Origin of the sequence: Litoribrevibacter euphylliae (assembly GCF_042646085.1) — a bacterium.
Classification (GTDB): domain Bacteria; phylum Pseudomonadota; class Gammaproteobacteria; order Pseudomonadales; family Litoribrevibacteraceae; genus Litoribrevibacter; species Litoribrevibacter euphylliae.
Genome location: NZ_JBHRSZ010000004.1, coordinates 408,653 through 433,867 on the forward strand (window position 1 = coordinate 408,653; position 25,215 = coordinate 433,867).

General features: G+C 47.0%; 22 protein-coding genes. 11 read left to right on the forward strand and 11 right to left on the reverse strand.

Annotated elements, in window-relative coordinates:
• Positions 1-33: 33 nt before the first annotated feature.
• The gene (locus tag ACFOEK_RS09365) at positions 34-282 is read left to right on the forward strand and encodes a hypothetical protein (RefSeq protein ID WP_386719608.1); all 249 of its coding nucleotides are present in this window, start codon (positions 34-36) and stop codon (positions 280-282) included.
• A gap of 53 nt (positions 283-335) precedes the next feature.
• Here ACFOEK_RS09365 and ACFOEK_RS09370 read toward each other — a convergent pair whose 3' ends face one another.
• The 8 genes from ACFOEK_RS09370 to ACFOEK_RS09405 form a co-directional block, all read right to left on the reverse strand.
• On the reverse strand, positions 336-2,519 hold the full coding sequence (locus ACFOEK_RS09370) for a TonB-dependent receptor plug domain-containing protein (RefSeq protein WP_386719611.1): 2,184 nt from the start codon (positions 2,517-2,519) through the stop codon (positions 336-338).
• Between the two features lie 164 nt (positions 2,520-2,683).
• Positions 2,684-3,418 (reverse strand): enoyl-CoA hydratase/isomerase family protein, encoded by a 735-nt coding sequence (locus ACFOEK_RS09375; RefSeq protein ID WP_386719614.1) that lies wholly within the window; start codon positions 3,416-3,418, stop codon positions 2,684-2,686.
• A 245-nt stretch (positions 3,419-3,663) separates the two neighbouring features.
• Positions 3,664-4,551, reverse strand: a complete 888-nt coding sequence (locus ACFOEK_RS09380; RefSeq protein WP_386719617.1) for an SDR family oxidoreductase — start codon at positions 4,549-4,551, stop codon at positions 3,664-3,666.
• 39 nt (positions 4,552-4,590) lie between these two features.
• Positions 4,591-6,651 carry an acetyl-CoA carboxylase biotin carboxylase subunit gene (locus ACFOEK_RS09385; RefSeq protein WP_386719620.1) on the reverse strand — a complete coding sequence of 687 codons (2,061 nt, stop codon included), beginning with the start codon at positions 6,649-6,651 and terminating at the stop codon, positions 4,591-4,593.
• A 5-nt stretch (positions 6,652-6,656) separates the two neighbouring features.
• Positions 6,657-7,571, reverse strand: a complete 915-nt coding sequence (locus ACFOEK_RS09390) for an enoyl-CoA hydratase/isomerase family protein (protein WP_386719623.1) — start codon at positions 7,569-7,571, stop codon at positions 6,657-6,659.
• 22 nt (positions 7,572-7,593) lie between these two features.
• Entirely contained in the window at positions 7,594-8,751 is a 1,158-nt protein-coding gene (locus tag ACFOEK_RS09395) for an acyl-CoA dehydrogenase family protein (RefSeq protein ID WP_386719626.1), read from the reverse strand.
• A gap of 25 nt (positions 8,752-8,776) precedes the next feature.
• Positions 8,777-10,393 carry an acyl-CoA carboxylase subunit beta gene (locus tag ACFOEK_RS09400; protein ID WP_386719629.1) on the reverse strand — a complete coding sequence of 539 codons (1,617 nt, stop codon included), beginning with the start codon at positions 10,391-10,393 and terminating at the stop codon, positions 8,777-8,779.
• An 8-nt stretch (positions 10,394-10,401) separates the two neighbouring features.
• Positions 10,402-12,216, reverse strand: coding sequence for an acyclic terpene utilization AtuA family protein (locus ACFOEK_RS09405; RefSeq protein WP_386719632.1), 1,815 nt, complete (start codon positions 12,214-12,216; stop codon positions 10,402-10,404).
• A gap of 193 nt (positions 12,217-12,409) precedes the next feature.
• Here ACFOEK_RS09405 and ACFOEK_RS09410 point away from each other — a divergent pair, with 193 nt between their 5' ends.
• From ACFOEK_RS09410 to ACFOEK_RS09440, 7 genes are all read left to right on the forward strand, one after another.
• Positions 12,410-13,021 (forward strand): TetR/AcrR family transcriptional regulator, encoded by a 612-nt coding sequence (locus ACFOEK_RS09410; RefSeq protein ID WP_386719635.1) that lies wholly within the window; start codon positions 12,410-12,412, stop codon positions 13,019-13,021.
• A 20-nt stretch (positions 13,022-13,041) separates the two neighbouring features.
• A complete protein-coding gene (locus tag ACFOEK_RS09415) occupies positions 13,042-13,707 on the forward strand; it encodes a hypothetical protein (RefSeq protein ID WP_386719638.1) in 666 nt (221 codons plus the stop codon).
• Positions 13,708-13,840: 133 nt separating this feature from the next.
• Positions 13,841-14,992 (forward strand): acyl-CoA dehydrogenase family protein, encoded by a 1,152-nt coding sequence (locus ACFOEK_RS09420; protein ID WP_386719641.1) that lies wholly within the window; start codon positions 13,841-13,843, stop codon positions 14,990-14,992.
• Positions 14,993-15,087: 95 nt separating this feature from the next.
• Positions 15,088-15,498 (forward strand): MarR family winged helix-turn-helix transcriptional regulator, encoded by a 411-nt coding sequence (locus ACFOEK_RS09425; RefSeq protein WP_386719644.1) that lies wholly within the window; start codon positions 15,088-15,090, stop codon positions 15,496-15,498.
• A gap of 158 nt (positions 15,499-15,656) precedes the next feature.
• A complete protein-coding gene (locus tag ACFOEK_RS09430) occupies positions 15,657-18,893 on the forward strand; it encodes an outer membrane lipoprotein-sorting protein (protein WP_386719647.1) in 3,237 nt (1,078 codons plus the stop codon).
• 1 nt (position 18,894) lies between these two features.
• Positions 18,895-20,271, forward strand: a complete 1,377-nt coding sequence (locus ACFOEK_RS09435; RefSeq protein WP_386719650.1) for a DUF1302 family protein — start codon at positions 18,895-18,897, stop codon at positions 20,269-20,271.
• Positions 20,272-20,424: 153 nt separating this feature from the next.
• Positions 20,425-21,471: an AraC family transcriptional regulator gene (locus tag ACFOEK_RS09440; RefSeq protein ID WP_386719653.1), complete on the forward strand. Its 1,047-nt coding sequence runs from the start codon at positions 20,425-20,427 to the stop codon at positions 21,469-21,471.
• On the opposite strand, the gene ACFOEK_RS09445 is transcribed toward ACFOEK_RS09440, so the two are convergent.
• Positions 21,428-21,766 carry a type II toxin-antitoxin system CcdA family antitoxin gene (locus tag ACFOEK_RS09445; protein WP_386719656.1) on the reverse strand — a complete coding sequence of 113 codons (339 nt, stop codon included), beginning with the start codon at positions 21,764-21,766 and terminating at the stop codon, positions 21,428-21,430. The two genes, ACFOEK_RS09440 and ACFOEK_RS09445, sit on opposite strands and share 44 nt — an antisense overlap.
• A gap of 102 nt (positions 21,767-21,868) precedes the next feature.
• Here ACFOEK_RS09445 and ACFOEK_RS09450 point away from each other — a divergent pair, with 102 nt between their 5' ends.
• The 3 genes from ACFOEK_RS09450 (at position 21,869) to ACFOEK_RS09460 (ending at position 23,056) form a co-directional block, all read left to right on the forward strand.
• On the forward strand, positions 21,869-22,201 hold the full coding sequence (locus ACFOEK_RS09450) for a hypothetical protein (protein ID WP_386719659.1): 333 nt from the start codon (positions 21,869-21,871) through the stop codon (positions 22,199-22,201).
• Positions 22,202-22,341: 140 nt separating this feature from the next.
• The gene (locus ACFOEK_RS09455; protein WP_386719661.1) at positions 22,342-22,668 is read left to right on the forward strand and encodes a hypothetical protein; all 327 of its coding nucleotides are present in this window, start codon (positions 22,342-22,344) and stop codon (positions 22,666-22,668) included.
• 97 nt (positions 22,669-22,765) lie between these two features.
• Positions 22,766-23,056 carry a YciI family protein gene (locus ACFOEK_RS09460; RefSeq protein WP_386719664.1) on the forward strand — a complete coding sequence of 97 codons (291 nt, stop codon included), beginning with the start codon at positions 22,766-22,768 and terminating at the stop codon, positions 23,054-23,056.
• 30 nt (positions 23,057-23,086) lie between these two features.
• On the opposite strand, the gene ACFOEK_RS09465 is transcribed toward ACFOEK_RS09460, so the two are convergent.
• Both ACFOEK_RS09465 and ACFOEK_RS09470 read right to left on the reverse strand, forming a co-directional pair.
• On the reverse strand, positions 23,087-23,785 hold the full coding sequence (locus ACFOEK_RS09465) for a hypothetical protein (RefSeq protein ID WP_386719666.1): 699 nt from the start codon (positions 23,783-23,785) through the stop codon (positions 23,087-23,089).
• A gap of 600 nt (positions 23,786-24,385) precedes the next feature.
• Positions 24,386-25,153, reverse strand: a complete 768-nt coding sequence (locus ACFOEK_RS09470) for a transporter substrate-binding domain-containing protein (RefSeq protein WP_386719669.1) — start codon at positions 25,151-25,153, stop codon at positions 24,386-24,388.
• Positions 25,154-25,215: the final 62 nt, after the last annotated feature.

Sequence of the window (25,215 nt, forward strand, 5' to 3'; positions counted from 1 at the left end):
TGCTAAAAAAATAGTGTACTAAAAAGAGGTTACATGATGGCTAAAGCAAAGGCGGCTAAGAGAAAGGCTGCTAAAACACAGGCGAAGATGTCGCCGACTATTTCCGATCCGCGAGTCGTTAAAGTAAGAAACCCGTTTGCTCTTGATCCTTTAATGAAGAAAGGTGGGGCTCACGACAAATCATTCAAAGCAAAACGTAAATCATCTAAACACTTGCTCCGCAAGCAACTTGCGGAGCTTTCCTCTTTACTGTTCGATTCCGTCTTACGTCTTTTCCGTTAGAACTCTCTTTTTTTTACGTTCACTTTTTTACTTTCAGTGTCCTTCTGAAAGGTCTACAGCCAAGATATTTCAACACCTACATTAAATACGCGTCCATAGTCTGGCAGTCCGCCTTCCGAACCGTAATATGATGGCAATGTATTATCGCGATCAAAGACATTGGATACGTCTGAGAATACTTCGATCTGATCATTTAGTCTGTGTTGGTAATGCAGATCTGTGCGGTAATAGTCTTTGGTATCGTCCGGAGCGAATCCAGGGCTAGGGTCAGCCTCTGTGTAATTCCACATCATGCGTTGCCAAAAGCCGATGCGGGCATCCATAGAGCGTAATTGGTATTGAACGCCTAGGTTGGTGATGATGCTTGGGAACGCTTCGTAATCCACATTGTCCGTGTCATTTTTACTTTCAACATACGACGTATTGAAGGTGGTCGACCATTGGTTGATTAACCAGGTATGTAACAGTTCCACACCCCAGGATTTGTTGTTATTCATGTTCTGATAAATGTTGGATGTGCCTTGACCGCTCGGTACTAAGGCAATGGCATCGTCCCATTCACTGGTAAAGACGACCAGTTCGGTCTGATGGTGTTTGGTGTTGTGAATTAACGACCATTCATAAGTATCGATGGTTTCCGGCTTAAGGTCGGTGTTTTGAAGCACCGTTGTTTGTGAGCCTTTGCGCTCAATGGCCGTTGGGGCTCTGAAGGCGTGACCGTACATGAGCTTGGTCGTTAACGATGGGGAAATTGTGTAGATAGCGCCTAAGCGAGGCGAGGTGTGTGACCCGACGTCAGAATAATCATCCCAGCGAACACCGTAGACGAGATGCAATGCTTCACTTAAAAAGCCTGTTTTGGCTTGGAAGATAAGATGTCGGGTGTTTCGAGTATCCCCTTGGTACGGATTATCATATCGATTTCGGGTAAAGCCCTCAGGGGTGACTCGGTGAACGCGCGAATCGTTGACGGATTGGTGATCATAACCCAACCCGATAAGCCACTGGGTGTTCAGAGTTTGATTGTTTTGTTTGATATGTAGATTTGCGCCAAGTCGATCTTCATCGGCCGATTGATAAATATAGTGGGGACAATAGACCGGATTTGGAGTAGGGCTGTCAAAGGTGGATTTACAAGGCAGCGTAGTTCCACCCAGTGTGGTCAATTCAGTTGGATAAAAGTTGGAATCGTACTCCCAGTCTTGATGGCTTTCCCAATAGTAAAGTTGCGCTTTAATTGTTACCTGATGCTCAAGACTTTGCTCGTAAGAACTTGAGACTAAAGCAAAGTCAGAATCGTTGTCGGTTAGATCCCCTTGTCGGGCTAGACTGCTACTTTCAACATCAAAGAAAGCTGGAATGGTTTGGAAGAATTGCGAGCCGATACCCGTAAATTCATTGGCGTTGAAGTGGTTCAGGAAGGCCTTGAACGTAAACATTCCTTGCTCAAGGTCGCCGTTGATGACACTTAGATAGCCAGACGTATTTTCATAACCTTGATCTCGGGAGCCTTCTCCATTCGAACCATCCAGCGGATCGGTATAGTCAAACCTTAGGTTGTGATTGTCTTCTTTTCGGTACGCCAGACCATAATTAATCTGAGTATTTCCCAGTTGCCAACCGGACGTTAAAGACCCCTGCTGATAGAGTGGATTACCGGCTGCTAAGCGAGTGTTTAGGTAATCGCCTTTGTCTTTTTCCAAGCTGTAAGAAACGACGCCATGGAATGCGTCTGTGCCATAAAGTGCAGAGCCTGGGCCTCGAATCATCTCAATTCGATCCATGAAGTCCAGCTCCATAATGGCTTTGTCATAGGCTGTGGTGGCATAGACGTAGGAGTTGAGCGGTACACCGTCCAAGGAAAAAGCCACGCCACGGACTGAGAGTTCAGTCGCGTAACCCCGAATTGCAATGGTTTCGCCGCCACCCCAGGTGGTCGTGGTATGCACGGAAGGAACTGTTTCCAGTACATCCCCTAAACGACGACTGCCTCTGGCTTGCCAATCTTCCTGAGTAATCACGGACACCGAGGATGCAACGTCTAACGCACTTTCTTCAAATAGAGAGGCAACCGTCACCTTGATGTCCATCAGGTCTTCAAGGCTTAGTTCCAAAAAGTCTTCAAATCCATCTTCAGAGGGCTGGGTCTGATTCGCGTAGCTGCTGAAACAAGTCAGTAGACTTAAAAGGGTGGCTGATGATTGGGAAACTACAAGCTTACGGGGAAAGATACTCATTACAGCTATTTTTTATAATTCTTACATGAGTCTTTCATAATAGTGAGAAAGTACTATAAAGCAAGTGTGTTTTGTGAATCCCTTTTAAATCAACCCATTATGGATATTTTTGTCAGTAGTGCTAAATAATTGACGTTTGCTTATTTGTTTCTGAAACAAACGGATTACTGAAGAAAAAAGGCCTTGTTCTCAATGGCAGGCAGATTCTTTTCTAACATTGTATTTACGATCTTTTCGTTCAGTTTTTTCTTGTGATCTGAAAAGATAGGGCGCTTCTTATTGAATTCCTTCGCAAAACTGGATGCTTGAGTCTGAAGGCTTTCTTGATCATCCGCTAAAAATTCAATAACCCCCAGCGCCTGCATTTCTTCAGCGGTGTATTTTTTTCCTGTCAAAATCATTTGATTAAAGGTTTTATGAGGAAAGGCTTTCAGAATGACATCCACCAAGCCGGGTAAGAAGGGAATGCCTAAATCGATTTCCGGAAAGCACACGTATCCTCGATCTTTTCGCATGATTCGAAAGTCACAAGCGGCGGCTAAGACACAGCCGTTACCAAAGGTGTGGCCGTTGATGGCTGCAATCACTGGCACAGGAAAGCTCATTAACTTGCTGTACACCTGATCCATGGTACGTAGGAAGGTTTGCAGTGGCTCAAAATCCTGTTTCTGAATTAGGCCTAAGAACCAGGGAACATCAATGCCTTGAGACCAGTTTTTGCCATCGTCAGAGGTGATGATCAGCGACTTGATGTTTTTATTCGCTTCGACTTCTTCCAGCTTGGCTAACAGCTCTGTGGCGAAGGCAAGATTGTGTGCATTCTTACTGACGGCCTGGCCGTCGTTCATGGTTAGAGTGGCCACTTTACCGTCAAGGGTAAGATGAATAAGAGCTGTCATGCTTGTTTGATCCTTTTGGTCTATCTCTGCATTCGACTGTGAATTTTATTTCTGAGGCTTGATAAAAAACTGATAGCTAAGAAGTTCAAGCTCAGCGCTGATTGAAGTACGAACTGTTTAGATAAAGCGATTTCGTTGTTTGAACCGCATGCTTTTTATGCGGTGCTATTTTTGCGATGTATGGTGAATTAGCGGTATCTAAATGGTTCGTACTGAAAGAACTGTGTCGATCTCTTGTTAGCTGTTTAATACCCCTTCAATGGCGATTGTTTACCAACCACATAGGCTTCGGGTTCTTGCACAAATAAGTCCGGCATCAACGGGGAATCTACTTTTTCCGGGTTTGATCGATATTGATCAAATTCAGTGACGCCGTTTTCGCGTAAGAACTCTTCATCAATAATGAGTTTGCCCGTCAGTTCTGTATCAGTGGATGACAGTAACGTCAGCGCCGCGTCGGCCATGATTGCAGGCGTACGAGCACCATTGACCGCGTGTTGACCACCAAAGGCAACAGCTGAAGTTGCAATGACAGTGCGCGGCCAGAGTGCATTGGCGCGGATGCCATAGCGTTTAAACTCTTCAGACATCCCCAGCGTTAGTATCGACATACCGTATTTGGTGAGTGTGTAAGGGGAGTGGTTTTTCATCCAGCGCGGGTCGAAATCCAGAGGCGGGCAGAGGCTAAGAATCTGCGGGTTTCTTCCTTCTTTTGCCGACTTCTTCAAGTGAGGTAAGGCCTTCTGAGCGCATAAGAAGGTGGCGCGGAAGTTCACTTGCATCATCAAATCAAATTTTTTCAGCGGTGTGGATTCAACCCCAGCCAATGCAATAGCACCGGCATTGTTGATTAAGATATCGATGCCGCCGAAACGATCGACCGTTGCGTCAATCATGCTCTCTACTGAGGCTTCATCACGCACATCCACTTGAATTGCTAGCGCTTGCCCGCCTGCGGTTTCAACTTCTTCGGCGACCGAAAAAATCGTTCCAGGTAACTTTGGGTGTGGCTCAGCTGTTTTTGCGGCTATGACTACGTTAGCGCCTTGTTCGGCGAATTTAATCGCCATTTCGCGACCAATTCCGCGACTGGCACCGGTAATGATGATGGTTTTATTTGCGAGTTCTGACATTGTGTTATCTCTTATTTTTCTAATATCGGTGCTGTTTTTCTAAGCTGTTTGTTCTGTTAGCGAGGTTTGCTCGTTTAAAGCTTGTTTTTCTAAAGACAGCAGCAGTTGCCTTGCTTTCACTTGCTGACCTGATTCAACCAAGAGTTCTGCAATCGTGCCATCGCGTGGTGCCGTCAGGCTGTGCTCCATTTTCATCGCTTCGAGAATCACCAACGGTTGGCCTTTGGTGACTTGATCGCCCGGTTGGACGAAGGTTTCGATAATCAAACCGTCCATTGAGGCTTTGAGTTCATCGCCCGAGGCTTGGTCGGCGGAAGACACTGGTTTAAGCATGATGTCTTCGAACATCCAGGATTGACCATCAATTGCCAAGTACAAATGCTTTTCCGGGTTCAAACGACCGCGTTGATAAAGTTGGTAGGTTACGGCATAGGTTTTATCGCCCACCACAATTTCACTGTACTCGAGATCGCCTTCAGAGCGTTGAGAAATCATCTCTACGGTGGCGACTTGATCATTAATTTGTACGCTGGTTTGGATGTGATGATCGGCGTTGATCTCGTGTTGGATCAGTACCTTTTGTTGCCAGCTAATGTCTGGCCCAACCGCTGCGTGTAACAGGCAAGGCTTGGCTCCAAGCGAGGTGGTACTCCATTCGCTTTGCCCTGATAGCAAGTACGCGGCAATGACGGTTACTTCAGCGCTTGGCTCCTGACTGGCCTGAATCATCGACGGATTATCATTAAAGTCTTGCTCAATGAAGGCGGTCGTAGCTTCACCCAAACGGAAGCAGTCGGTCGAAAGAATCTCTGATAGAAAATATCGGTTGTCTTTCGGCCCGACCAAATGGCTGTGCTGCAGACCTTCAATCAAACGATGACGAGCCTGTTCCCGGTTGTCGCCATAGGCAATCAACTTGGCCAGCATGGAATCGTAAAATGGGCTGATGGTTTGGCCGGTTTGAATACCATCGTCCACACGGAAACCGTCAAACTCCGCCGGTTGCCACAATACTATGTCGCCGGTCTGAGGGCAGAAGTCCTGCGCCGGGTCTTCCGCGTACAAGCGCACTTCAATGGCGTGGCCATGTAACTGAATTTCGTCTTGAGCTTTTGACAGTGGTTCACCGGACGCCACTCGCAACTGCCATTCCACCAAGTCTTCACCAGTAATTAATTCGGTGACCGGGTGTTCGACTTGCAGACGGGTATTCATTTCGAGGAAGTAGAAGTTCTGGTCTTTATCCAGAAGAAACTCAACCGTGCCTGCACCCACATAGTTACAGGATTTAGCCGCGTTTACAGCGGCCTCACCCATGCGTTGACGCAGCTCTGGCGATACTGCAGGTGATGGCGCTTCTTCAACCACCTTTTGATGGCGACGTTGAATGGAGCAATCACGTTCGCCCAGGTAAACAGTGTTGCCTTGCTGATCAGCAAAGACTTGGATTTCGATATGGCGCGGTGCGATCACCGCTTTTTCGATGATCAGTTCATCGCTGCCAAAGGCGTTCATGGCTTCCGAACGAGCACCGCGAATGGCTTCTTCCAAGGCATTGGCGTCAGCCACTAAACGCATACCGCGCCCGCCACCGCCGGCGGAGGCTTTCAGCATTACGGGTAAACCAATGTCCAAGGCGGCACTTTTTAAGGCTTGAACGCTCTGATCTTCACCTTGGTAGCCAGGAATGCAAGGCACGCCGGAATCCAGCATGGCTAACTTGGATTGACGCTTTGAGCCCATGAGTTCGATGGCAGAAGCCGGTGGCCCAACGAAAATAAGGTTTGCCTCTTCACAGGCTCTGGCAAAGTCAGCGTTTTCGGACAGAAAACCGTAACCCGGGTGAATCGCATCGGCACCGGACGTTTTTGCAGCATTAATGATGTTGTCGATCACCAGATAGCTTTCTGAAACCGGCGAAGGGCCAATATGAATGGCTTGATCGGCCAGGCTGACATGCGGTGCATCCTGATCGGCTTCTGAATATACAGCGACGGTTTTGATGCCCATTGCCTGGGCTGTTCTAATGACACGACAGGCAATTTCGCCACGGTTAGCGATCAGCAATTTATTGATTGAAGTGCTTGATGTGGTTTTCATCTCAATCACTCCTGAGCCGTGTTGGCTGCTGCCGTTTCGGCAGTGGTTACATTTTCTGAATCCTTGAGTTGGACATCACTCCAAGCCGCCGGTCGTTTCTGCATAAAGGCCATGGCGCCTTCGCGACCTTCACCATTCAGAACGGCATTGGCAAAGTCCGTCGCTGCTTGATCGAGAATAGAGTTCAGCTCTTTTTCGGAACCGCATTCGTTCACTGAGTGCAGCAAGGCTTTTGTTGCCTGATTGGCTTGCGGGCCGCACTTCAATACTTGTTTGAGCGCTTTATTCAATTCTTCATTCCAAGCGTCTGAGGCGACTTTTGTGTGAGCGATCCCCAGTGAAATAGCTTCGTCGGCTTTGAAACGTTGACCCATTAACGCCAAACGGCGGGTTTGGGTCAGGCCAATGCGTTTTACTACGAACGGTGCGATCTGAGCAGGCAAAATCCCAAGTGTGGTTTCTGGTAAACCAAATATAGCGGTTTCATCACACAAGGCGTAATCGGATACGCATGCCAAGCCAAAGCCACCGCCTAAAACGGCACCCTGTAACGCGCAGATGGTGACTAGCGGAAGTTTGTCGGCCAATTGAATCATGTGACCAAAGGCGCGGTTAAGTTCAGCCAATGCCGTTACTTTTTGTTCTTGAGTGTCGGCACTGTGAGCGGCTTGCATGTCTTTGATATCGCCGCCAGCGCAGAAATTACCGCCATTGCCTTTGATCAACAGAATACGATGGCTTTTTTGATCTTCTTTTACTTGTGCATCATGAGCGTTCGCAGCACAGGTGTTCATTACGTCCATCAGCTCGTGAACCATTTTCAGGTTCATGGCGTTCGCCAATTTTGGACGATTCAGCTGGACTTCGAGCACTGGGCCGCGATCAAGGACGATCAGGGTTTCATAATTTGAGAATGACATTGTTCGACTCCTTTCTTTTCTACTACTTCTTCTTAGAAGGAAGCGTACCCATGAACTTACAGATGATGCCGAGCATGATTTCATCGGCACCGCCGCCAATAGAACCAAGGCGGTTATCTCGGTAAGAACGGGCAAGGAAGTTGTCCCACATGAAGCCCATACCGCCCCAGTATTGCAGACAAGAATCAGAGACTTCACGGACCAAACGACCGGACTTCAGTTTCGCCATCGAGGCCAGTTTGGTGACGTCTTCACCGTTGATGTAGCCTTCCACCGCTTGATAGACCAAGGCACGTAATGCTTCGACTTCCGATTGGAGCTCAGCGAGACGGAAGTGAATCACTTGGTTGTCGATCAATGGCTGGCCGAAGGTTTCGCGCTCACGGCAGTATTCGATGGTTTTCTCGATGCACTTATCCATATGACGTAAGCTCATGGCGGCTACGTACAAACGTTCTTCCTGGAACTGCAGCATTTGCATCATGAAACCCATGCCTTCGCCGCCAATGCGATAGCGTTGTGGTACGCGAACTTCATCCAGGAAAATCTGTGCTGTATCGGAAGAGCGCATACCCAGCTTGTCGAGCTTTTCAGAGAAGCTCACACCTGGAAGATCCAGAGGTACTACGATCATGGACTTATTTTGGTGAACTTTGCCATCGCTGGTATTGGCAAGAAGGCAAGCGAAGTCGGCTTGTGTGGAGTTGGTGATCCACATTTTGCTGCCGGAGATCACGTAATCATCGCCGTCTTTCTTGGCGGTGGTTTTCAAGCCAGCCACGTCTGACCCTGCACCTGTTTCACTCACTGCGATACAAGCCACTTTTTCACCAGCAATAGCTGGCTTTAGGAATTCGTCTTTCAGCTCATCACTGCCAAAACGCGCCAGCGCAGGGGTCGCCATATTGGTTTGAACGCCGATGGCCATAGGCACACCGCCACAGTCGATGCCGCCAAACTCTTCAGCAGCGACCATTTCATAGCTATAGTCTAAGCCCATGCCACCGCAGTTTTCCGGCTTGCTGATGCCCAGCAGGCCAAGGTCGCCCATTTTCTTGAACAGTTCTTTTGCCGGGAAGATGCCTTCTTTTTCCCAGTCATTGACGTGCGGATTGATCTCGTTTTCGACAAAGTTTCGGATGGTTCTTGATAGTTCTTTGTGTTCTTGAGTAAATCGCATTTTGTGCTCCTTATTATCTTTGTCGTTAGAAACGGGCAATGCCAAACTGGTTTGCGTTTAAAGTGGTGGACTCGGCTTGCTTGCAGACATCCAAAAGTTCTATCAGTAATCGACGTGTGTCTCTAGGGTCAATCAGGCCATCGTCCCACAGACGGGCGGTGCCAAAGAGGGCGGTTGAACCGGCTTCCAACTTCTCCGCGGTGGCCTGTTCAATGGCATCAAGCATTTTCTCGTCCGGCTCCATGCCCATCTTCTTGTGTTTTTCTTCAGTAACGATGCGAAGCACTTTACCGGCTTGAGCACCGCCCATGACGGCGGTTTTGCTGTTCGGCCAGGCGAAAATGAATCTTGGGTCAAGGCCACGGCCGCACATGGCGTAATTGCCTGCACCGTAAGAACCGCCTACCACAATCGACAACTTAGGTACGCGCGCATTAGCAACCGCTTGCAGCATTTTTGAACCGTGTTTGATGATGCCGTTGGTTTCAGCGTCAGTGCCGACCATAAAGCCGGTGGTGTTGTGGATGAACAGAAGCGGGGTATTGCTCTGATCACACAACTGAATAAATTGCGCGGCTTTGTTCGCACCTTTCGGAGTAATCGGACCGTTGTTACCAATAATGCCGCAGGCGAAGCCACCAAAGCGGACGAAACCACAAATAGTCTGTTGATCGAACTGAGACTTGAACTCCTGAAATTCAGAGCCGTCGGCAGTACGAGCTAAAATTTCGCGAACGTCGTAGGGCTTTTTGAGGTCGCAGGGGACAACGCCTAGTAGCTCATCGATCGGGTAGATGGGGTCATCGTAATCTGTATCTACGGATTCTGATTGATTGTCCTTCCAAGGAAGGGACGACATAACCTCACGGGCGATACGAATGCCATCGGCGTCGTTTTCAGCTAAATACTCTGCGGTTCCTGCTTCAAAAGCATGTAACTCCGCACCACCCAGTTCTTCGTCGGTGGCGATTTCGCCTGTTGCCGCCTTCAATAACGGCGGACCTGCGAGGAACATCTTGGCTTGATTGCGAACCACAATCACATAATCAGAAAGTCCCGGCTGATAAGCACCGCCAGCCGTGGCATTACCGTGTACCACCGTGATTTGCGGAATGCCTGCTGCTGATAAACGGGCCTGATTAGCAAAGGCTCTTGCGCCTGGTACAAACACATCGGTAGCGTAGTTGAGGTTAGCGCCGCCGGATTCGGCCAGTGTGACCAAAGGCAGGCGATTCTCCAAGGCAATCTGTTGAACGCGAAGGGTCTTTTCCAAACCGGAAGGGGAGATAGTGCCACCCTTGATAGCGCTGTTGTTCAACTGAACGATGCAGCGAACGCCAGCGACATAACCGATGCCTGCAATAAAGCCACCGCCAGCGGTGTTGCCTTTTTTATCGTCGTACATCTTGTAGCCTGCAAGACCACAGAGTTCAACGAACGGGCTGTCTTGATCGAGCAGTAGATTCAGGCGTTCACGGGGAAGTAGCTTTCCGCGTTTTTCAAACTTGGCTCGGACGCTTTCTTCGTTGTCTCGAATGGCTTTTTCGATGTCTCGCAGCTCGGTAATGACTTCCTTAAAGGCTTGGTAGTTTTCCTGAAAGCCGGAAGTTTGGTTGTCTATTTGGGTTTCTAAAATAGCCATGGTTCTTCCTAACCTTCGTTATGTTGATTTGTTTCGTTTATGAGACGTTTGGGAATGCGAACGGGCATGTCCAACAACTGTTGAGCCTGGGCTTTACCTTGAGGATCAGTGCGTAAACTGGCAATACCGCCACCACCCAGTGCGAAGGTCAGCAAGAAGTTCATGGCATCAATGCCCGGCAGTGCGTAGCGTTTCACTTCACTGCGGTCTGACAGTACGTGTTGCATGTACTCCGTTACATTCGCTTCGGTCAGGCTCGCTTGTATGAAGGGCAAGAACTTCGGTTTACGTGCCATCACACCAATATTACAGCTGTCGCCTTTGTCGCCGCTGCGGGCAACGGCTAAGTCAATCAGAGGCACTTCAATGAACTCTTCGTCGGGATCAATTTCAAGCGGTGAGGTGAAACGATTTTTCTCCAGATGTAACTCGGATTGTTCCGGAATAGCTATGTGAACGTCAGAGGATTCAGCGCCTGACTGCCAAATTGGTGTGATGTCGGTTTTATCAATCAAAAAGGAAAACAGCTTAATCACTGGGCTGACTTTCGGGCGACCTCCAACCAAACCGGTAATCCCTGGTGCCATAGAGGTTGCTGCGGGTGCGATTTCTTTGGCGAATAGTCCAAGCGCGCGTTTGTCTTGATGTCGTGCTGCAATCTTAACGACGACTTCGCGCGGGCTTTGGATTCGTGCATGCGCACCGTATGTGGTTTCTGTGCCGAGGATTTCGATGTCGTAATCGGTGAAGTCTTCCCAGCCCAACATTTTATAAAGACCGGATACCCGGTTCATGATGGCTTGAGAAACACGTTTGGCCTTTTTATCGGCGTCGATGCCTGCCATTAAGAAGCTCACTGTGCAGCGGTTACCGTCCATATAGGTGGCCGCAACTTTATATTTGTCGGTAGGTGCGTGGCCTTTGGCACCCGTCACCTTAACTCGATTATTGCTTAAATCATTCAGTTGCACGTTGGAGAAATCACATCGCACGTCTGGTAATTGGTAATCTTGCGGATCACCAATTTCATACAGTAGCTGTTCCCCAACGGTGAAGCGGTTAATCAAGCCGCCGGTTTGCTCCGGTTTGGATACCTCGAAGGCACCGTCGGCCCGGCACTCGATAATAGGGAAGCCCATGTTCTCGAAGCCGGGGACGCTTTCCCAATCGGTAAAGTTTCCGCCCGTGCATTGGGTGCCACATTCGATGATGTGGCCGGCCAAGGAACCTTGCGCCAACAGATCGTAATCGGTTTCTTGCCAGTCAAACTCGTGCATTAACGGGGCAAGTACCACTGCGCTATCAACCACTCGGCCGGTAATTACGATGTCTGCGCCTTGTGCTAACGCCGCCTTAACCGGAGTTGCGCCCAGGTAGGCGTTTACGCTCAGGCAACGCTCGGGTAATGGCTCTCCGGAAAACATCTCTGTGATGTTTTGATCCTGAAATTTGGATTGAATAGTCGTGAGGTTATCGCCTTCAATCAAGGCTACTTTCAGTGATAAGCCTGATTTTTCAATGGCCGCCTCAATCGCTTCTGCACAAGCTTTGGGGTTTACGCCTCCGGCGTTGCTAATGACTTTGATATTTTGCTCTGCCAGTTGCGGGAGGATACGGGTTAAGGTGTCGACGAAGTCTGTTGCGTAGCCCAACTCCGGATTTTTCATCTGAGCACCAGCCAGAATGGACATGGTTACTTCAGCCAGATAGTCAAAGACCAGATAGTCGAGATTCCCGCCGCGTACCAGTTGTTGTGCGGCTGCTGCGGTATCGCCCCAGAATGCGGAGGCGCATCCAATTCGTACGGTGTTTGAAGCAGTCATGGGTTGATTGTGTCCTTTAATTTAACGTCTTTGGCGACGTCTTTTCTTTGTTTCTTTAGGTAATATGTGATTACAATACCAAGCAAGCGCTTGGTTTGTAAATAGGGTGATTTATGTCTATTAAGATACAAGTGAAAACAGAAAGATGACCCAACGTAGGGGATGGTGCATAATTCCTTCGCTGGAACAGGAGATGAAGTACGTGTTAGAGAAGTTAGTTGCTGAAGGAACCATTACTGACCCAAAAAGCCCTAAGGGCCGATTGATTCAGGCGGCTGCGCGTTTATTTCGCGATAAAGGCTATGAACGAACGACCGTTCGGGACTTAGCCGCAGAAGTGGGTATTCTCTCTGGAAGTCTGTTTCACCACTTCAAAAACAAAGAAAGTATTCTTCGAGCGGTGATGGAAGAAGCCATTCTGCTTAATACCGAATCCATGAAAGCTGCTCTGGCCGAAGCCAACACGGCTGAAGAACGTGTGCTGGCTCTGATCAAATGTGAATTGAAATCCATTCTGGGAGACACCGGCGCAGCGATGACCGTGCTGGTCTTTGAGTGGCGCAGCCTCAATGAAGATAGCCAGAAGGTGATTCTTGAGCTTCGCGATATTTATGAACAACTTTGGTTGGATGCATTAACCGAAGCTAAAGACGAAGGTTTGGTGGTGATTGATCCCTTTATTCTGCGTCGTCTACTGACCGGTGCCCTAAGTTGGACGGTGAATTGGTATGACGAAAGCGGCGAAATGAATCTAGATCAGCTGGCGCGACATGCGTTGAGTTTGGCGATTAAAAGTAAAGTCTAAATAGAACATGGTCGTTCTTGATGAAAATATATGTCAAAACCCTTTTGAAAGCAGTCATGCTAACTTTGCTTGGTTTAACCCTGGTGGCATGCGGTAAATCGAATATTGCGCCAGATGCGATCCTGGGCGGGCCATCTCAAAATGGCGTGGTTGTGTTGTCCATTGATTATCCTCGGGGCCAAACGGGCCCTTTTATTTTGAGATTTAAAAATATAGAGAGCGGGGCGTTTGGGGCAACGGAGGTCATTAAGGCCGGGGCTTCTACTACTTGGGAAATGGCGTTAAAGAAATACGATTTTAAAGCAGATGATAGTTATGGCGAGTTAAAGGTTGTCGCGTTTGAGCCTGGAATATATAAGCTCGTTTCATGGACAGTGGGTACTGTTGAGCCAAATGACGTTCAGGATTATCGATTTCATGTTGAAGGCGGAAAAATCACTTATTTAGGTAATGCGTTTTTCAAACAGAAAAATATCTTTTCAAGATCGGAAGCGAACAACCCGTTGGCGATTACCGTGCATACGGATAAATCCGAGCGTGATATCAAAGCACTTTCAGAAAAGTATCCTAATTTAGACCTCAATCATTTGACGAGTTTGGCACCTAAGAATGCTGAAAATGGCTTTTTCAAACCAGAGCAAGATTTAGAAATAACCATTCCCGTGATTAATGCTATCGCCAATTAATCAGTCTATTCTGAGCGCTTAAATCCCATCTTTTAAGCGCGTTCCTGCCATTATCTGGCGCAGAGCACTTTGTTAGGTTATTAGTTAAATAATAAGACTTAACAGAGACTTCTTAACAGAGTGTTCGCCTTTCATGAACTTTGACCTTTCCGACACCCAATTGATGATTCAACAAACAGCCAAGAAGTTTGCGGAATCGGAACTCTTTCCTGTCGCTTCTACTGTCGAAGATAAAGCTCAACGCCCTTTGTTTTTGGCGAATTTAAAGAAATTGGCTGAACTGGGCTTTATGGGCTTGAACATAGACAGTCAATACGGCGGAACCGAAGCAGGTACTATTGCATTCAGTTTAGCGATGACCGAGATTGCCAAGGGTTGTGCGTCAACGGCAGTGACCATGTCCGTCAATAATATGGTGGCGGAGGTGATTCAGTCCATTGGGTCGGAAGAACAAAAGCAGCGTTATCTTTCTAAGATCTGCAGTGGGGAGTTTTCTGCTGGTGCGTTTTGTTTAACCGAAGCGGGGGCTGGGTCAGACCCTGCTGCAATGTCTACTAAAGCGGTCAAGTATGGTGATCATTGGATTATCAATGGAACCAAACTGTACATTACCAGTGCTGCCTATGCCGGTGTATTTGTGGTGTGGGCAGTGACTGACTCGTCAGCGCCAAAAGGCAAGGGCATTACCTGTTTTTTGGTGGATGCAGATAATCCCGGGGTGAGTATCAGTAAGGAAGAACAAAAAATGGGGCAGCTTGCCTCTGCGACTAACGAGGTGGTGTTTACCGACTGTAAAGTCCCGGCCACTGCGATGTTGGGGGCGCTTAATCAAGGCTTTAAAATCGCGGTGTCTGAATTGGCGGGTGGTCGGATTGGTATAGGTTCGTTAGCACTTGGATTAGGTGAGAAAGCCATCGAGTTGGCGATTGATCATGTCAAAGAACGTCAGCAGTTCGGACAGAGTATTGCTGATTTTCAAGGCGTGCAGTGGATGTTGGCGGAAGCCAAAACCGATATGGAAGCAGCTCGTTTACTGCTGCTGAAGGCGGCGTTTGAGAAGGAACAAGGTCGGCCGTTCGGACCTCAAGCGTCGATGGCGAAATGGTTCGCTACGGAGAAAGCCAATCAAGCCTGCTATACCGCTCAGCAGTTGTTCGGTGGGCAAGGGTATCTGAAAGATTCACCCATCGAACGTTTGGTTCGAGATGTTCGTGTTACCAGCATTTACGAAGGGACCAGCGAAATCCAAAAAGTGATCATCAGTCGCGATGTACTGAATGAGTAGTTGGGTTTTCATTTGATATCTTTGTTGACTTTACCATGTATATGCATGTTTAATTGTTTACATACTCTGTAAACCGTTTCTATGAAGGAAAAGTAATGGACCTGTGTTTGAATTTATCACTCAGAAAAGCCAGTCGTGTGATGACTCAGATATACGACGATTACTTGTCTGTTGTCGGTCTCAGGGTAGGGCAGTTCTCAATCTTGCGTGCTACCCATTTTACGCAGCCAACTACGAACAGTGCATTGCAGGAAGTTCTCGTCCTGGATCAGACCACGCTAACCCGAAACTTAAAGCCATTGATTCGGGATGGCTATATCCAGGTTCGGCCGAGCGATGAAGACAAGCGAGTAAAGGAGTTGTCTTTGTCTGAAACCGGAGAGGCGTTGTACCAAAAGGCACTGCCGTTATGGCAAGAAGCTCAGAGCAAAATCAAAGACCAGCTGGGGGAGTCGTGCGTGGAGAATTTGTTGGCGGTAAGCAGTGCGATTGTAGATATCCGGTGATATTTATTTGATATAAATATGCATATACATGAAATCGTACTCTCTTAGACTGATTTCGCGGACATGTATGGATAAGTTCAAGGATCGATATCATCTTGTCTGCTGTTTCAAAATAAAGCATGTATATACATTTAAAAATTAAAACAAGAGGTGAACTAATGAACCCCAAAAATCCCAAACTTGTTGATCAGTTCTTCGAGCTGATAGTTCGTTATCCCAAAACCATGGTCATTTTAAGCCTGGTATTGATGATTGCTACCCTCAGTCAAATTCCCAAGCTTTATAAAGACACTCGCTCGGATGCCTTTTTGGAGGCCGATAACCCGGCATTACTCTATCGCAATAAGGTGAAGGCTCAGTTCGGCCTGGCAGATCCGATAGTGATTGCGGTGGTGAACGAAGGGGAAACCGGGGTGTTTAACCCAGAAACCCTGGTCACGATTGAGTCGATTACCGAAGCCATCACCGCATTGGATAACATCGACTCCGATCGGGTGATGAGCCTTGCCACAGAGAACAATATCACTGGCACAGACGAAGGGATGGACGTTACCCCGTTCTTTGATCCCTTCCCATCTACCCAGGCTGATGCTGACCGAATGCGATCTGCGGTGAATGATTTTCCGCTGTACCTCGGATCATTAGTGTCCGAGTCGGGGCAGGCGACCATGATCGTGGCTGAGGTGTTGGATGAAAAACAGGTTGAGGAAACCTATCAGCAAGTGGTGGCGACTGTGAACAGTGTAGCCTTGCCGGACGGTGTATCTGTTCATGTGGCAGGTGAGGGGGCCATTGCTGGTTTTCTGGGGGGCTACATTGATGCGGATGCGTCCCGGTTGAATCCGATGGCTGGTTTGGTGATTACCATCATGATTGGTTTGGCCTTTCGTAGATTCAGCCCTGCCATCCTGGGCAATGTGATTATTGCGGCTTCGGTGCTGATGACCTTATCCATCATGGCCGCTAGTGATGTAGCTTTCTTTGTGATTACCAATGCCTTACCGGTGATTCTAATCGGTATTTCAGTGGCCGATGCGATACACGTTTACAGTCACTACTTTGAACTGCAAGCGGCTAAACCGGATCAGGATCGTCGCTCTTTGGTGGTCGAAACCATGCAGGAAATTTGGCGTCCGATCACGCTCACTTCATTAACTACTATCGCGGGCTTCCTGGGGTTGTACTTTGCGGCATATATGCCGCCGTTTAAATACTTTGGCTTGTTCACAGCGGTTGGTGTGGCTATCGCCTGGATCTATTCATTGGTCTTTCTACCTGCAGCCATAGCGCTTTTAAAGCCTTCCGCAAGTCAACAGTTCGTGACTTTGCATAAAACCGGAAAACACGACTTCTTTTCACGCTTTATGGTGTGGATTGGGGGAATCAGTTTGGCGAAACCGGCCATCACTGTGGGCTTGGGCGTGGTGATTATTCTGTCGGGTGTGAAAGCGGCCACTGAATTGCGGGTCAATGAAAACCGGATTGAAACCTTTGATCACTCGGAATCCATCTATCAGGCTGATCAGGTGATCAATCGTTTCTTCGACGGTACCAATAATATTGATGTGGTGTTTGAAGCCAAAGACAACGAAGGCTTGTTTAAACCGGAAAACCTAAACGCGATGGCGGCTTTTCAGGAATATGCCTTGTCACTGGCCAACGTGGAAGGGGCCACCTCGATTGTCGATTACCTTAAACAGATGAATCGTTCGTTGAACGAAGGGCGTGCCAGCGAATATCGCTTACCGGATTCCAAGGAGTTAGCTGCTCAGTATTTCCTGATCTATTCAGCTTCAGGAGAACCCACCGACTTTGAAGAGGAGGTGGATTATGACTATCGCATGGCCAATGTGCGCATTACCCTCAACCAGGGATCGTTTGTAGAAACCAAGCCTGTGGTGGAAGCATTGCAAGTCTACATTGATCAAAACCTGGCAACAGAGGAATTGAAAGCGACCCTGAGCGGCCGGGTGACTTTGAATTATTTCTGGATTAAAGATTTAGGGCAAAGCCACTTTACCGGTTTGTTTATCTCGCTGTTGTTGGTGTGGTTGGTGTCTTCGTTGCTGTTCAAATCTGGTCTTGCCGGTTTTTATACGCTGATTCCGGTGGGAAGCTCGATCTTGCTGGTGTATTCGACCATGGTGTTGATGGAAGTCGATTTAGGCATAGGTACGTCGATGTTTGCGTCTGTTGCTATTGGGTTAGGCGTCGACTTTGCGATTCACACCATTGATCGTTTGCGCAGCCTTTACCAAACTCATAATCAGGATTTGGATGCGGCCTTGGTTGCTTTGTTTCCCTCCACCGGGCGGGCTTTGTTCTTCAACTTCCTTGCCATTGCGTGCGGCTTTGGGGTGCTGATCTCCAGTAAAGTAGTGCCGCTGAATAACTTCGGAACCATAGTGGTGATTGCCGTTTCCACCAGTTTCTTGGCCAGCGTTACCTTCCTTCCTGCGTTGATTAAGTTAACCCGTCCGGCCTTTATTGTTGGGAAAGCGCAATCATCTGACTCACAGTTGGCCTCTGGTGCGGTCAGAAGCCTAGGCTTTGCTGTGTTCGCGGTGGGAGCGTTGAGCTTGTTCAGTGTTGAAAAGAGCTGGGCAATGGACTCAAAAATAACTCCAGTGAATACGATTGATACGCAAACCATTGACACGAAAGCCATTGTCGATCGCGTGAATGCGGTCGATGAAGGTGAGCATCAGGTTCGCACCATGGATATGAAACTGATTGATCGCCGGGGGAAAGTGCGTGAGCGCTCAACCGAGTCGTTCAGAAAATACTTTGGTGAAGAGAAGCGCACCATCCTGTTCTATCGCACGCCGACCAACGTTCAGGGTACGGCTTTTCTGACGTACGATTACCCTGAGGCCGAGGTGGATGATGATCAATGGTTGTATCTGCCAGCACTTAGGAAGGTACGTCGTATTTCCGCCTCGGATCGTGGGGATTATTTCTTGGGCACGGACTTCACCTACGAAGACATCAAACAAGAAGGCAAGCTTGAAGAAGCGGATTATAACTATCGCTTTGTTGGTGAGGAGATCTTGCTCGATCGGCATTTAGGTGAACGCAAAACCTATCGCATGGAGGGTATTCCAAAGTCTGACATCATCAAGAAAGAACTGGGGTACAGCCGAACGGAGTTCTGGGTAGACGCTGACTACTGGGTAGTGTTGAAAGCTGAATATTGGGATGTGAAAGGCAATCATCTGAAGAGCCTGGAAGTCACGGACATCCGAACCATTGATGGCTATGTAACACGTCATCAGATGAATGTGGACAATCATAAGACAGGCCATCGTACCGAGTTCACCTTCAGCCAGGTGGATTACCAGAGCCCGGTTAAAGACAACTTGTTTTCCAAACGCGCGATGAAGCGAGGTAAATAGCATGGGGCGCTATTCTGTTGGTGTTTCGTTGTCGTGGTTATTGTCGCTGTCTCTTTTATGTTCGTGTGTGCTTTCCCCGTCAGCTGCCTTGGCTGACGGGGAGGGCGATACGGTGAGTAATATAACCGGAGAATGGACGGCGCTTTTGGAGCAACAATGGGCGGTCGACACGCACGGTCATCGTCAAAAGCTAGAGACACGTATTCAGCCTAAGTGGGTGGGCTCGGTCTCAGATTCTATGGAATTGACGGCCATAGGTCGACTTCGTCTGGATGCGTACGATCGAATCTCACCCTCCGCTCATACCCCGGAAAACAACAGTGAAATTTCGATGCCTTGGTACAACAGTGCGCATGCTGAATTTCAATTGCGAGAGTTCTTCATCGATGCGGAATTCCTCAATGGTTTCTGGCGTGTGGGCAAACAACAAATAGTGTGGGGGCAAGCCGATGGCATTAAGCTGTTGGATGTGGTGAATCCGCAAAGCTATCGGGAGTTTATTCTTGAAGAGTATGAGGATTCACGTATCCCGTTATGGTCGGTCAACTATGAGGTGGAAATCTCGGACGACGCCAGCCTTCAGTTATTGTGGATTCCTGATCTGACTTTTAATGAGTTGGCGGAGCCGGATAAAACCTTCGCCTTTACCGCGCCGGAGATTATTCCTCGTGCATCCACTGGTTTGGGTGTTCGGGTTCTGTCGACCGATAAACCGGATAATGGCTTGAGTGACGGTGAGTGGGGCGTGAAGTACAGCCTGTTTGCCGGCGGTTGGGATTTGACCCTCAATTACTTGTATCACTATCAGGACAATCCCGTACTCTATCAAACCTTGGTGGGGGTAACTCCGGCCGACTTGTCGGTGGAGGTTACGCCAACTTATGAACGAAATCATCTTGTGGGCGGTACTGCGTCTAATGCGATAGGCGATTTCACGGTGCGTTCTGAGATTGGCTACAACTCGGATACGTATCATGTGGCCTCTGATCTCAATACTCATGGTATTCAGCAGAGCGACGAACTTGCCTTTGTGTTTGGCCTGGATTACCAAGGGCTAAGTGATGTGATGTTGAGTGCGCAGTGGTTCCAGAGCCACTTACTGGATTACGATCGAAGCATGGAGCGTAGACAAACTAAAAACTCTGTGACGTTTTTGTATCGGCATAACTTCCTGAATGAAACCTGGGAGCTCGAAGTTCTGGATATTCATGCCATTGAAAGTGATGATGGTGTGGTTCAAGCCAAGCTCAGTCACATGTTGGAAAGCAATCTGGAACTCTGGTTGGGGTTGGATGTGTTCTACGGAAATAACGAGGGAGTGTTTGGTCAGTTTGATCACAATGATCGTTGGGTGTTTGGCGTAGAGTGGGGGTTATGAGCTGGTATTGCGGGGTTCCTGAGTTCGCTAATGAGGTGCGCTGAGCCTCTAGTCGGTAAAAAATTATAGGCTGGCCAGATTGCACCTTGAGATTTTGTTTGAGGTGTTTTCCTCTTAAGGTAATAACTATAAAAAACAATAGGAGGGGCGAGGATGGAGCTCTCTACCTCGACCAATACGCTTGCAGCTTTTAAGCATGTAACCGTAGCAGGTGATCAAATCTATCCAAGTTTTGAGCTCAGGCTTATTCTGAATTATTTAGAAAGCCAGGGGGAACACCGTTGGTGTGCACAATTATTAGAACGAATCGGGTTAAAAGCATCCGATCTTGAAATGCCTTTTATCAGTGCGTATCAGGCGTTGTTAGCTCTTGAGTATTTCGTCGAAGAGAAATACCAACCGGGTATGGGCTGTGATATTGCGGCTAACTATCGGTTGGCGGATATAGGCTCAATCGGGCAATGTTTAGGTCACTGTGCAACTCTTGGTCAAGCGCTGGAAATTACTGTCGATTACTACCAGTTGTTAGGCAGTTTCACCGACATTACAAATCTGTTATCCCACAACTTACTGACTAATCGGCTTGTAAATGTTGTGAATTTGCCCGCTCGTATTCAACAGTTCCTGTTTGAACTTACAGTTAAGGGCTTAATCACGATTGGGTATGAACTGTCAGGAAAAACCGTGCCCATAAACGAAGTGCGTTTTCAAACCGAGTTGTCGGATCAAGAACTCATCATGTACCAACAAAAATTTGGTTGTTCGATTGAAGGTAATCAAACCTTTGATGAGTGGGACTTGGATTTAAGCTTCAGCGAAATTCCGGTTTTACACAACGATTCTGAGTTATTGCCTCAACACTTAGCGTTGTTGGAGTCTGATCTCCAAAATCATAAAGGGTTAGTGGATGACATTGATGAAATTCTGTCTTGCTCACCGGGTGATTATCCAGATCCGGACATGATTGCTCATGCCTTGGGGCTAAGTAGCCGAACACTGCGTCGACGCCTTAAACAACTCGGTACAAGTTACAGTGCTTTGATGAACAAAGTACGCTGCCAATCCGCCATCAAACTTATTCATCAGAATCAAATGACCAATGAACAGATTGCGTCTTATCTCGGGTTTTCAGATGCCGCGAATTTCCAACATGCCTTTAAAAAGTGGACGGGAAAGACGCCGTCGTTTTATCGAGGGTAGGATTTTTTGTTTCGGGCATAGATGCAATTTGAGGTGTCAGCCCTAGAATGCTTTCGTTCTTAAAATGGCTGAGTTTCCCCAATGGAATAACAATACGAGTCGTTAAGTCTCGGATTGCACTCTTATTTTCCTCATGCCACTTTTCAGTTTGGCTCTCTGCTAGCTTTTCTTTTAGCGCTTTTTCAAGCCTTGCTGAGCGTTTGATATTCAACATTCTGGACTTCTTCAATAGGTCACGGTTTAAGCTGAGATTTGTTGCCGTTTTAGGGCCATCCAAATTATATAATGATTTCATGGCCGCTATTTCCGAAACAGTAAAATTTGATTATGCGTATGTCTATGCGCATAGTGAAGTGCATGAATCAGATCCTATAGAGGCCTAATTCAAGGATGAAACATGACCAATAAGTTGGCTCAGGTAAAAGCAAAGTTACTCAGTACTAGCTATCCTCGTTGGCGAAATATTTTGTCGAGTGGTGTGCTTTTTCTACTTTCTACGGGGATGGTATTTTCTTGGTGGTGGATTGCCTACACAACACCTGATACTGGTTGTCATAAGGGCGTGGTATACCTCTCCGGTTTGTGGTTATTTGTTCAGTGGCTCGTTATTGGTTATCTCTTTTGGTACGACAATATCCCAACATTTGCCCGGGATGCGATCAAGTTATTGATTTTGATGTCCAATGTTTGGTTTGGCTTTTTCATCTTTTCGTTAAAGGCTTGTACATAGAGTCTTTTCTCACGCATTTTTTAGTTTTTTATTACTATGTTTATAAGTATGTTTTGGTTATAACTATGGTCTGCTTGAAGATAGCGCTTGGAACTTTTTACGTTGGATGGATTCATTCTTGATTGCATGAGGGATTGCACATGTTGGTTCTTGTAATAGGCAGTTTTTTGATTATTACGGGTGTCTTATCGATTCGCTTCCCGGATCTAAGTAAGGCCTTGTATCGCTATGATATGGCACAGTGGGAACGCTTAGGCTCTCCTGATGGTTATGCGTTTTCTGATCTTGGAAAAACTATCAGCTTGTATAGCTGGGTATTAAGTTCTGGTTATCAGGCGAGTCATTGTGATGAGATCCAGACGCTTGGAGCCAAAGCGCATAAGAGAGCAATGATTTCAAAATATTTGATGCAAGTGGGTGTTGCTCTAATAGTTGTTGGATTTGCGGCTGCTCTTATGGGTTATTGAGTACATTTCATTTCGAACCAAACCGAATGATGAGAGACAAACCAACAAGCGCTAATGTTCACACAAGCCTGTTTTTCTATTCTACTAAGTGAAACCTATGTTTATTGTCTCTCTTACCTACATTGCTCCTTTAGGGGCTGTCGATCAGTTTATTCCTGAGCATGTTGCATACCTTGACGAACAATATCGTCAGGGGCACTTTCAGTTGTCAGGCCGCAAAGAACCTCGGACTGGCGGTGTCATTATAGCAACCGTTGAGAGCCGTTCTGCTCTTGATGACATCTTGGCTCAAGATCCGTTTTATCGTGAAAATCTGGCTGAGTATGAAGTGACTGAAATCATTCCAACAAAGTCCTCAGAGGCGTTAGCGAGTTTAATTGAGGGCTGAAGCTTATTCAGAGGTGCCTTAGGATGCCGCCTAATCTGTTTCTTTCTTGTCTTTAGTAGTAATGAGTTGTTCGATAGAAGCCCGTCGTTCTTTATCTTTATTGATGAGTTCGATGATTTTGTCACCTGACATCATCTCCTGGTAAGTCGTAAATTTTATGGGCTCTGTTACGTGGTGCTCATTTGTTGTTTTGTCGTAATACTCGATTCGATAATCGCTGTATTTATCATCTGCTTTTCCCTTTATCTGTTCTGAAAATAGGTTAAAAGCATATTGCTCTAGTGCAGACTTTATCAGTCGGTCTTCAGATTTACTTTCGAACCAAACTGAAGAATATTCTTTGTTTAATGTCGGGCCGTTTTGAAGAAAGTCTTTGGCTTCTTTTATCGGAGATTCAATGACCTTTCGGAAGTCGATGATGTCCGAAAAATTTTCTCTTGTAAGATCATACCGTCCTATTTTCATGGACCATTGATCTTTACCTCTTATAGCTTCCAAACCTTGGACTAACGTGTCCGCGATGCTGCTAGATAGGCTCTTGATATAGTCGTCGTGATTTAAGAGTGTTTGAAGCTTGTTACTGGTTTTTTCATCAAGAGAGTCGGACTTAACCACTAATTCATTATTTGCATTGACCGAAAACCCCCAGCCAGTTTGTGGTAGCTCCGGATATCGTTGACTAAGTGTTTTTTGAAAGTCAGAAAACGCCTCATACAAGTCTGCCGTCATATTACCCACTGGGTTATGGAGCGTATTGTTGTAGTTCAGCTCAAAAGGTTTGCCATAGACCACTTCATCCGTACCAAAATCATCTATTCTCCCTGCTTCGCAATCAGAATGGGCACTGACTAATCTATAAGACTCATATGAGAAACTGCCTTTGCCTGTAAAAACGTGTGCATTTGAATTGTCAGCAGTTACTAGCTTGGTATTAGTATCGTTATGCTCATTAGTCGCAGTTCGAATCTTGGCGTCAGAGGTGATGGCTAGTTCCGAAGCGGTGTATTCTTACTTGCTTTGATGTGAGTGAGTGCCTGAGGTGACTTTACCTGACGATACTCTTAGCATTGAGCTGGCAATCTCTGCCATGGACATCTTCCTTATATGACTGACTATGTAAATAACAGCTGCATTCTTATCAATATTCAGGGGTTCCTTAGGTCTTATCGGCATTGAAGCTGTTTATCTTGATAGGTAAGTACTTCTGAGTATCTAGTATGTTGTATTAAAATTATGTAAGAAATTTCTTACGTGGAATATGCAGTTTTTAATCCTATATGAAGTAAAGGATGTTATTGAGAAGGGGAGTTCTTGAGCTCACTTACGTCGTTATTTGTAATCATTCATTATTTGTTGATACCTACCATTGCTTTTTAGCTTCGCCAGACCTTGGTTGAAGTCGTTAAGAATTTTGGAGGCGTTCTCGGAGTTCTTTGATATCGCAAGATGTAAGGAATTGGCGGCAAGGTAGGGATTGATAATGACCAATTTTGAGCCAATGCTGGGGTATTTTTTGCTCATTAATTCGAGTTCATGAAGGCCGGGTAGGTCTTCGGTGACTTGAAGATCTAGACGGCCAGCGTAGAGCATTGAAAACCCTTGTCGAATGTCTCGCACTTCTACTTTTTGTAATCCTACTGTTTGGTCAAACTCGGGCGTGACGGCTGCACCCCTGATAATCCCAATGCGCAGGCCTTTGAGGTCGTCATAGCTTTCATAAGGTTTGAGCTCTCGATCAACGCGTTTAAAGAACACGGTGTTTACTTGATCGTAAGGTTCTGAAAACAATGCCCATTGGCTGCGTTCGTCGGTATAAAAGGCATCAGGTAGTGCATCGCAGTCACCATCTCGGACGCTTTTAACTGCACGAGCCCAAGGCATCAGTTCTAGCTCTGCTTTGTAGTTCTGTACCTCCATTATTTCTTTGATGATCCGCCAGGATTTTCCTTTACTGGGGAGTTTGTCATCAATAAATGGTGTCCAGGAATTGGTACAGACGGTGAAGGGGACTAGGTTTGAGGAAGTGGCATCCGGTAGTGTTCCTTTTGCATTCTCTATGGCATTCACTTTTGTATTAAACAGGGCTGCTAAGCTCACAAGAGTAAGCGTTATACATCGCTTTAGCATAGGAGCCTCTTGAACGCAGTCACCGAACATTT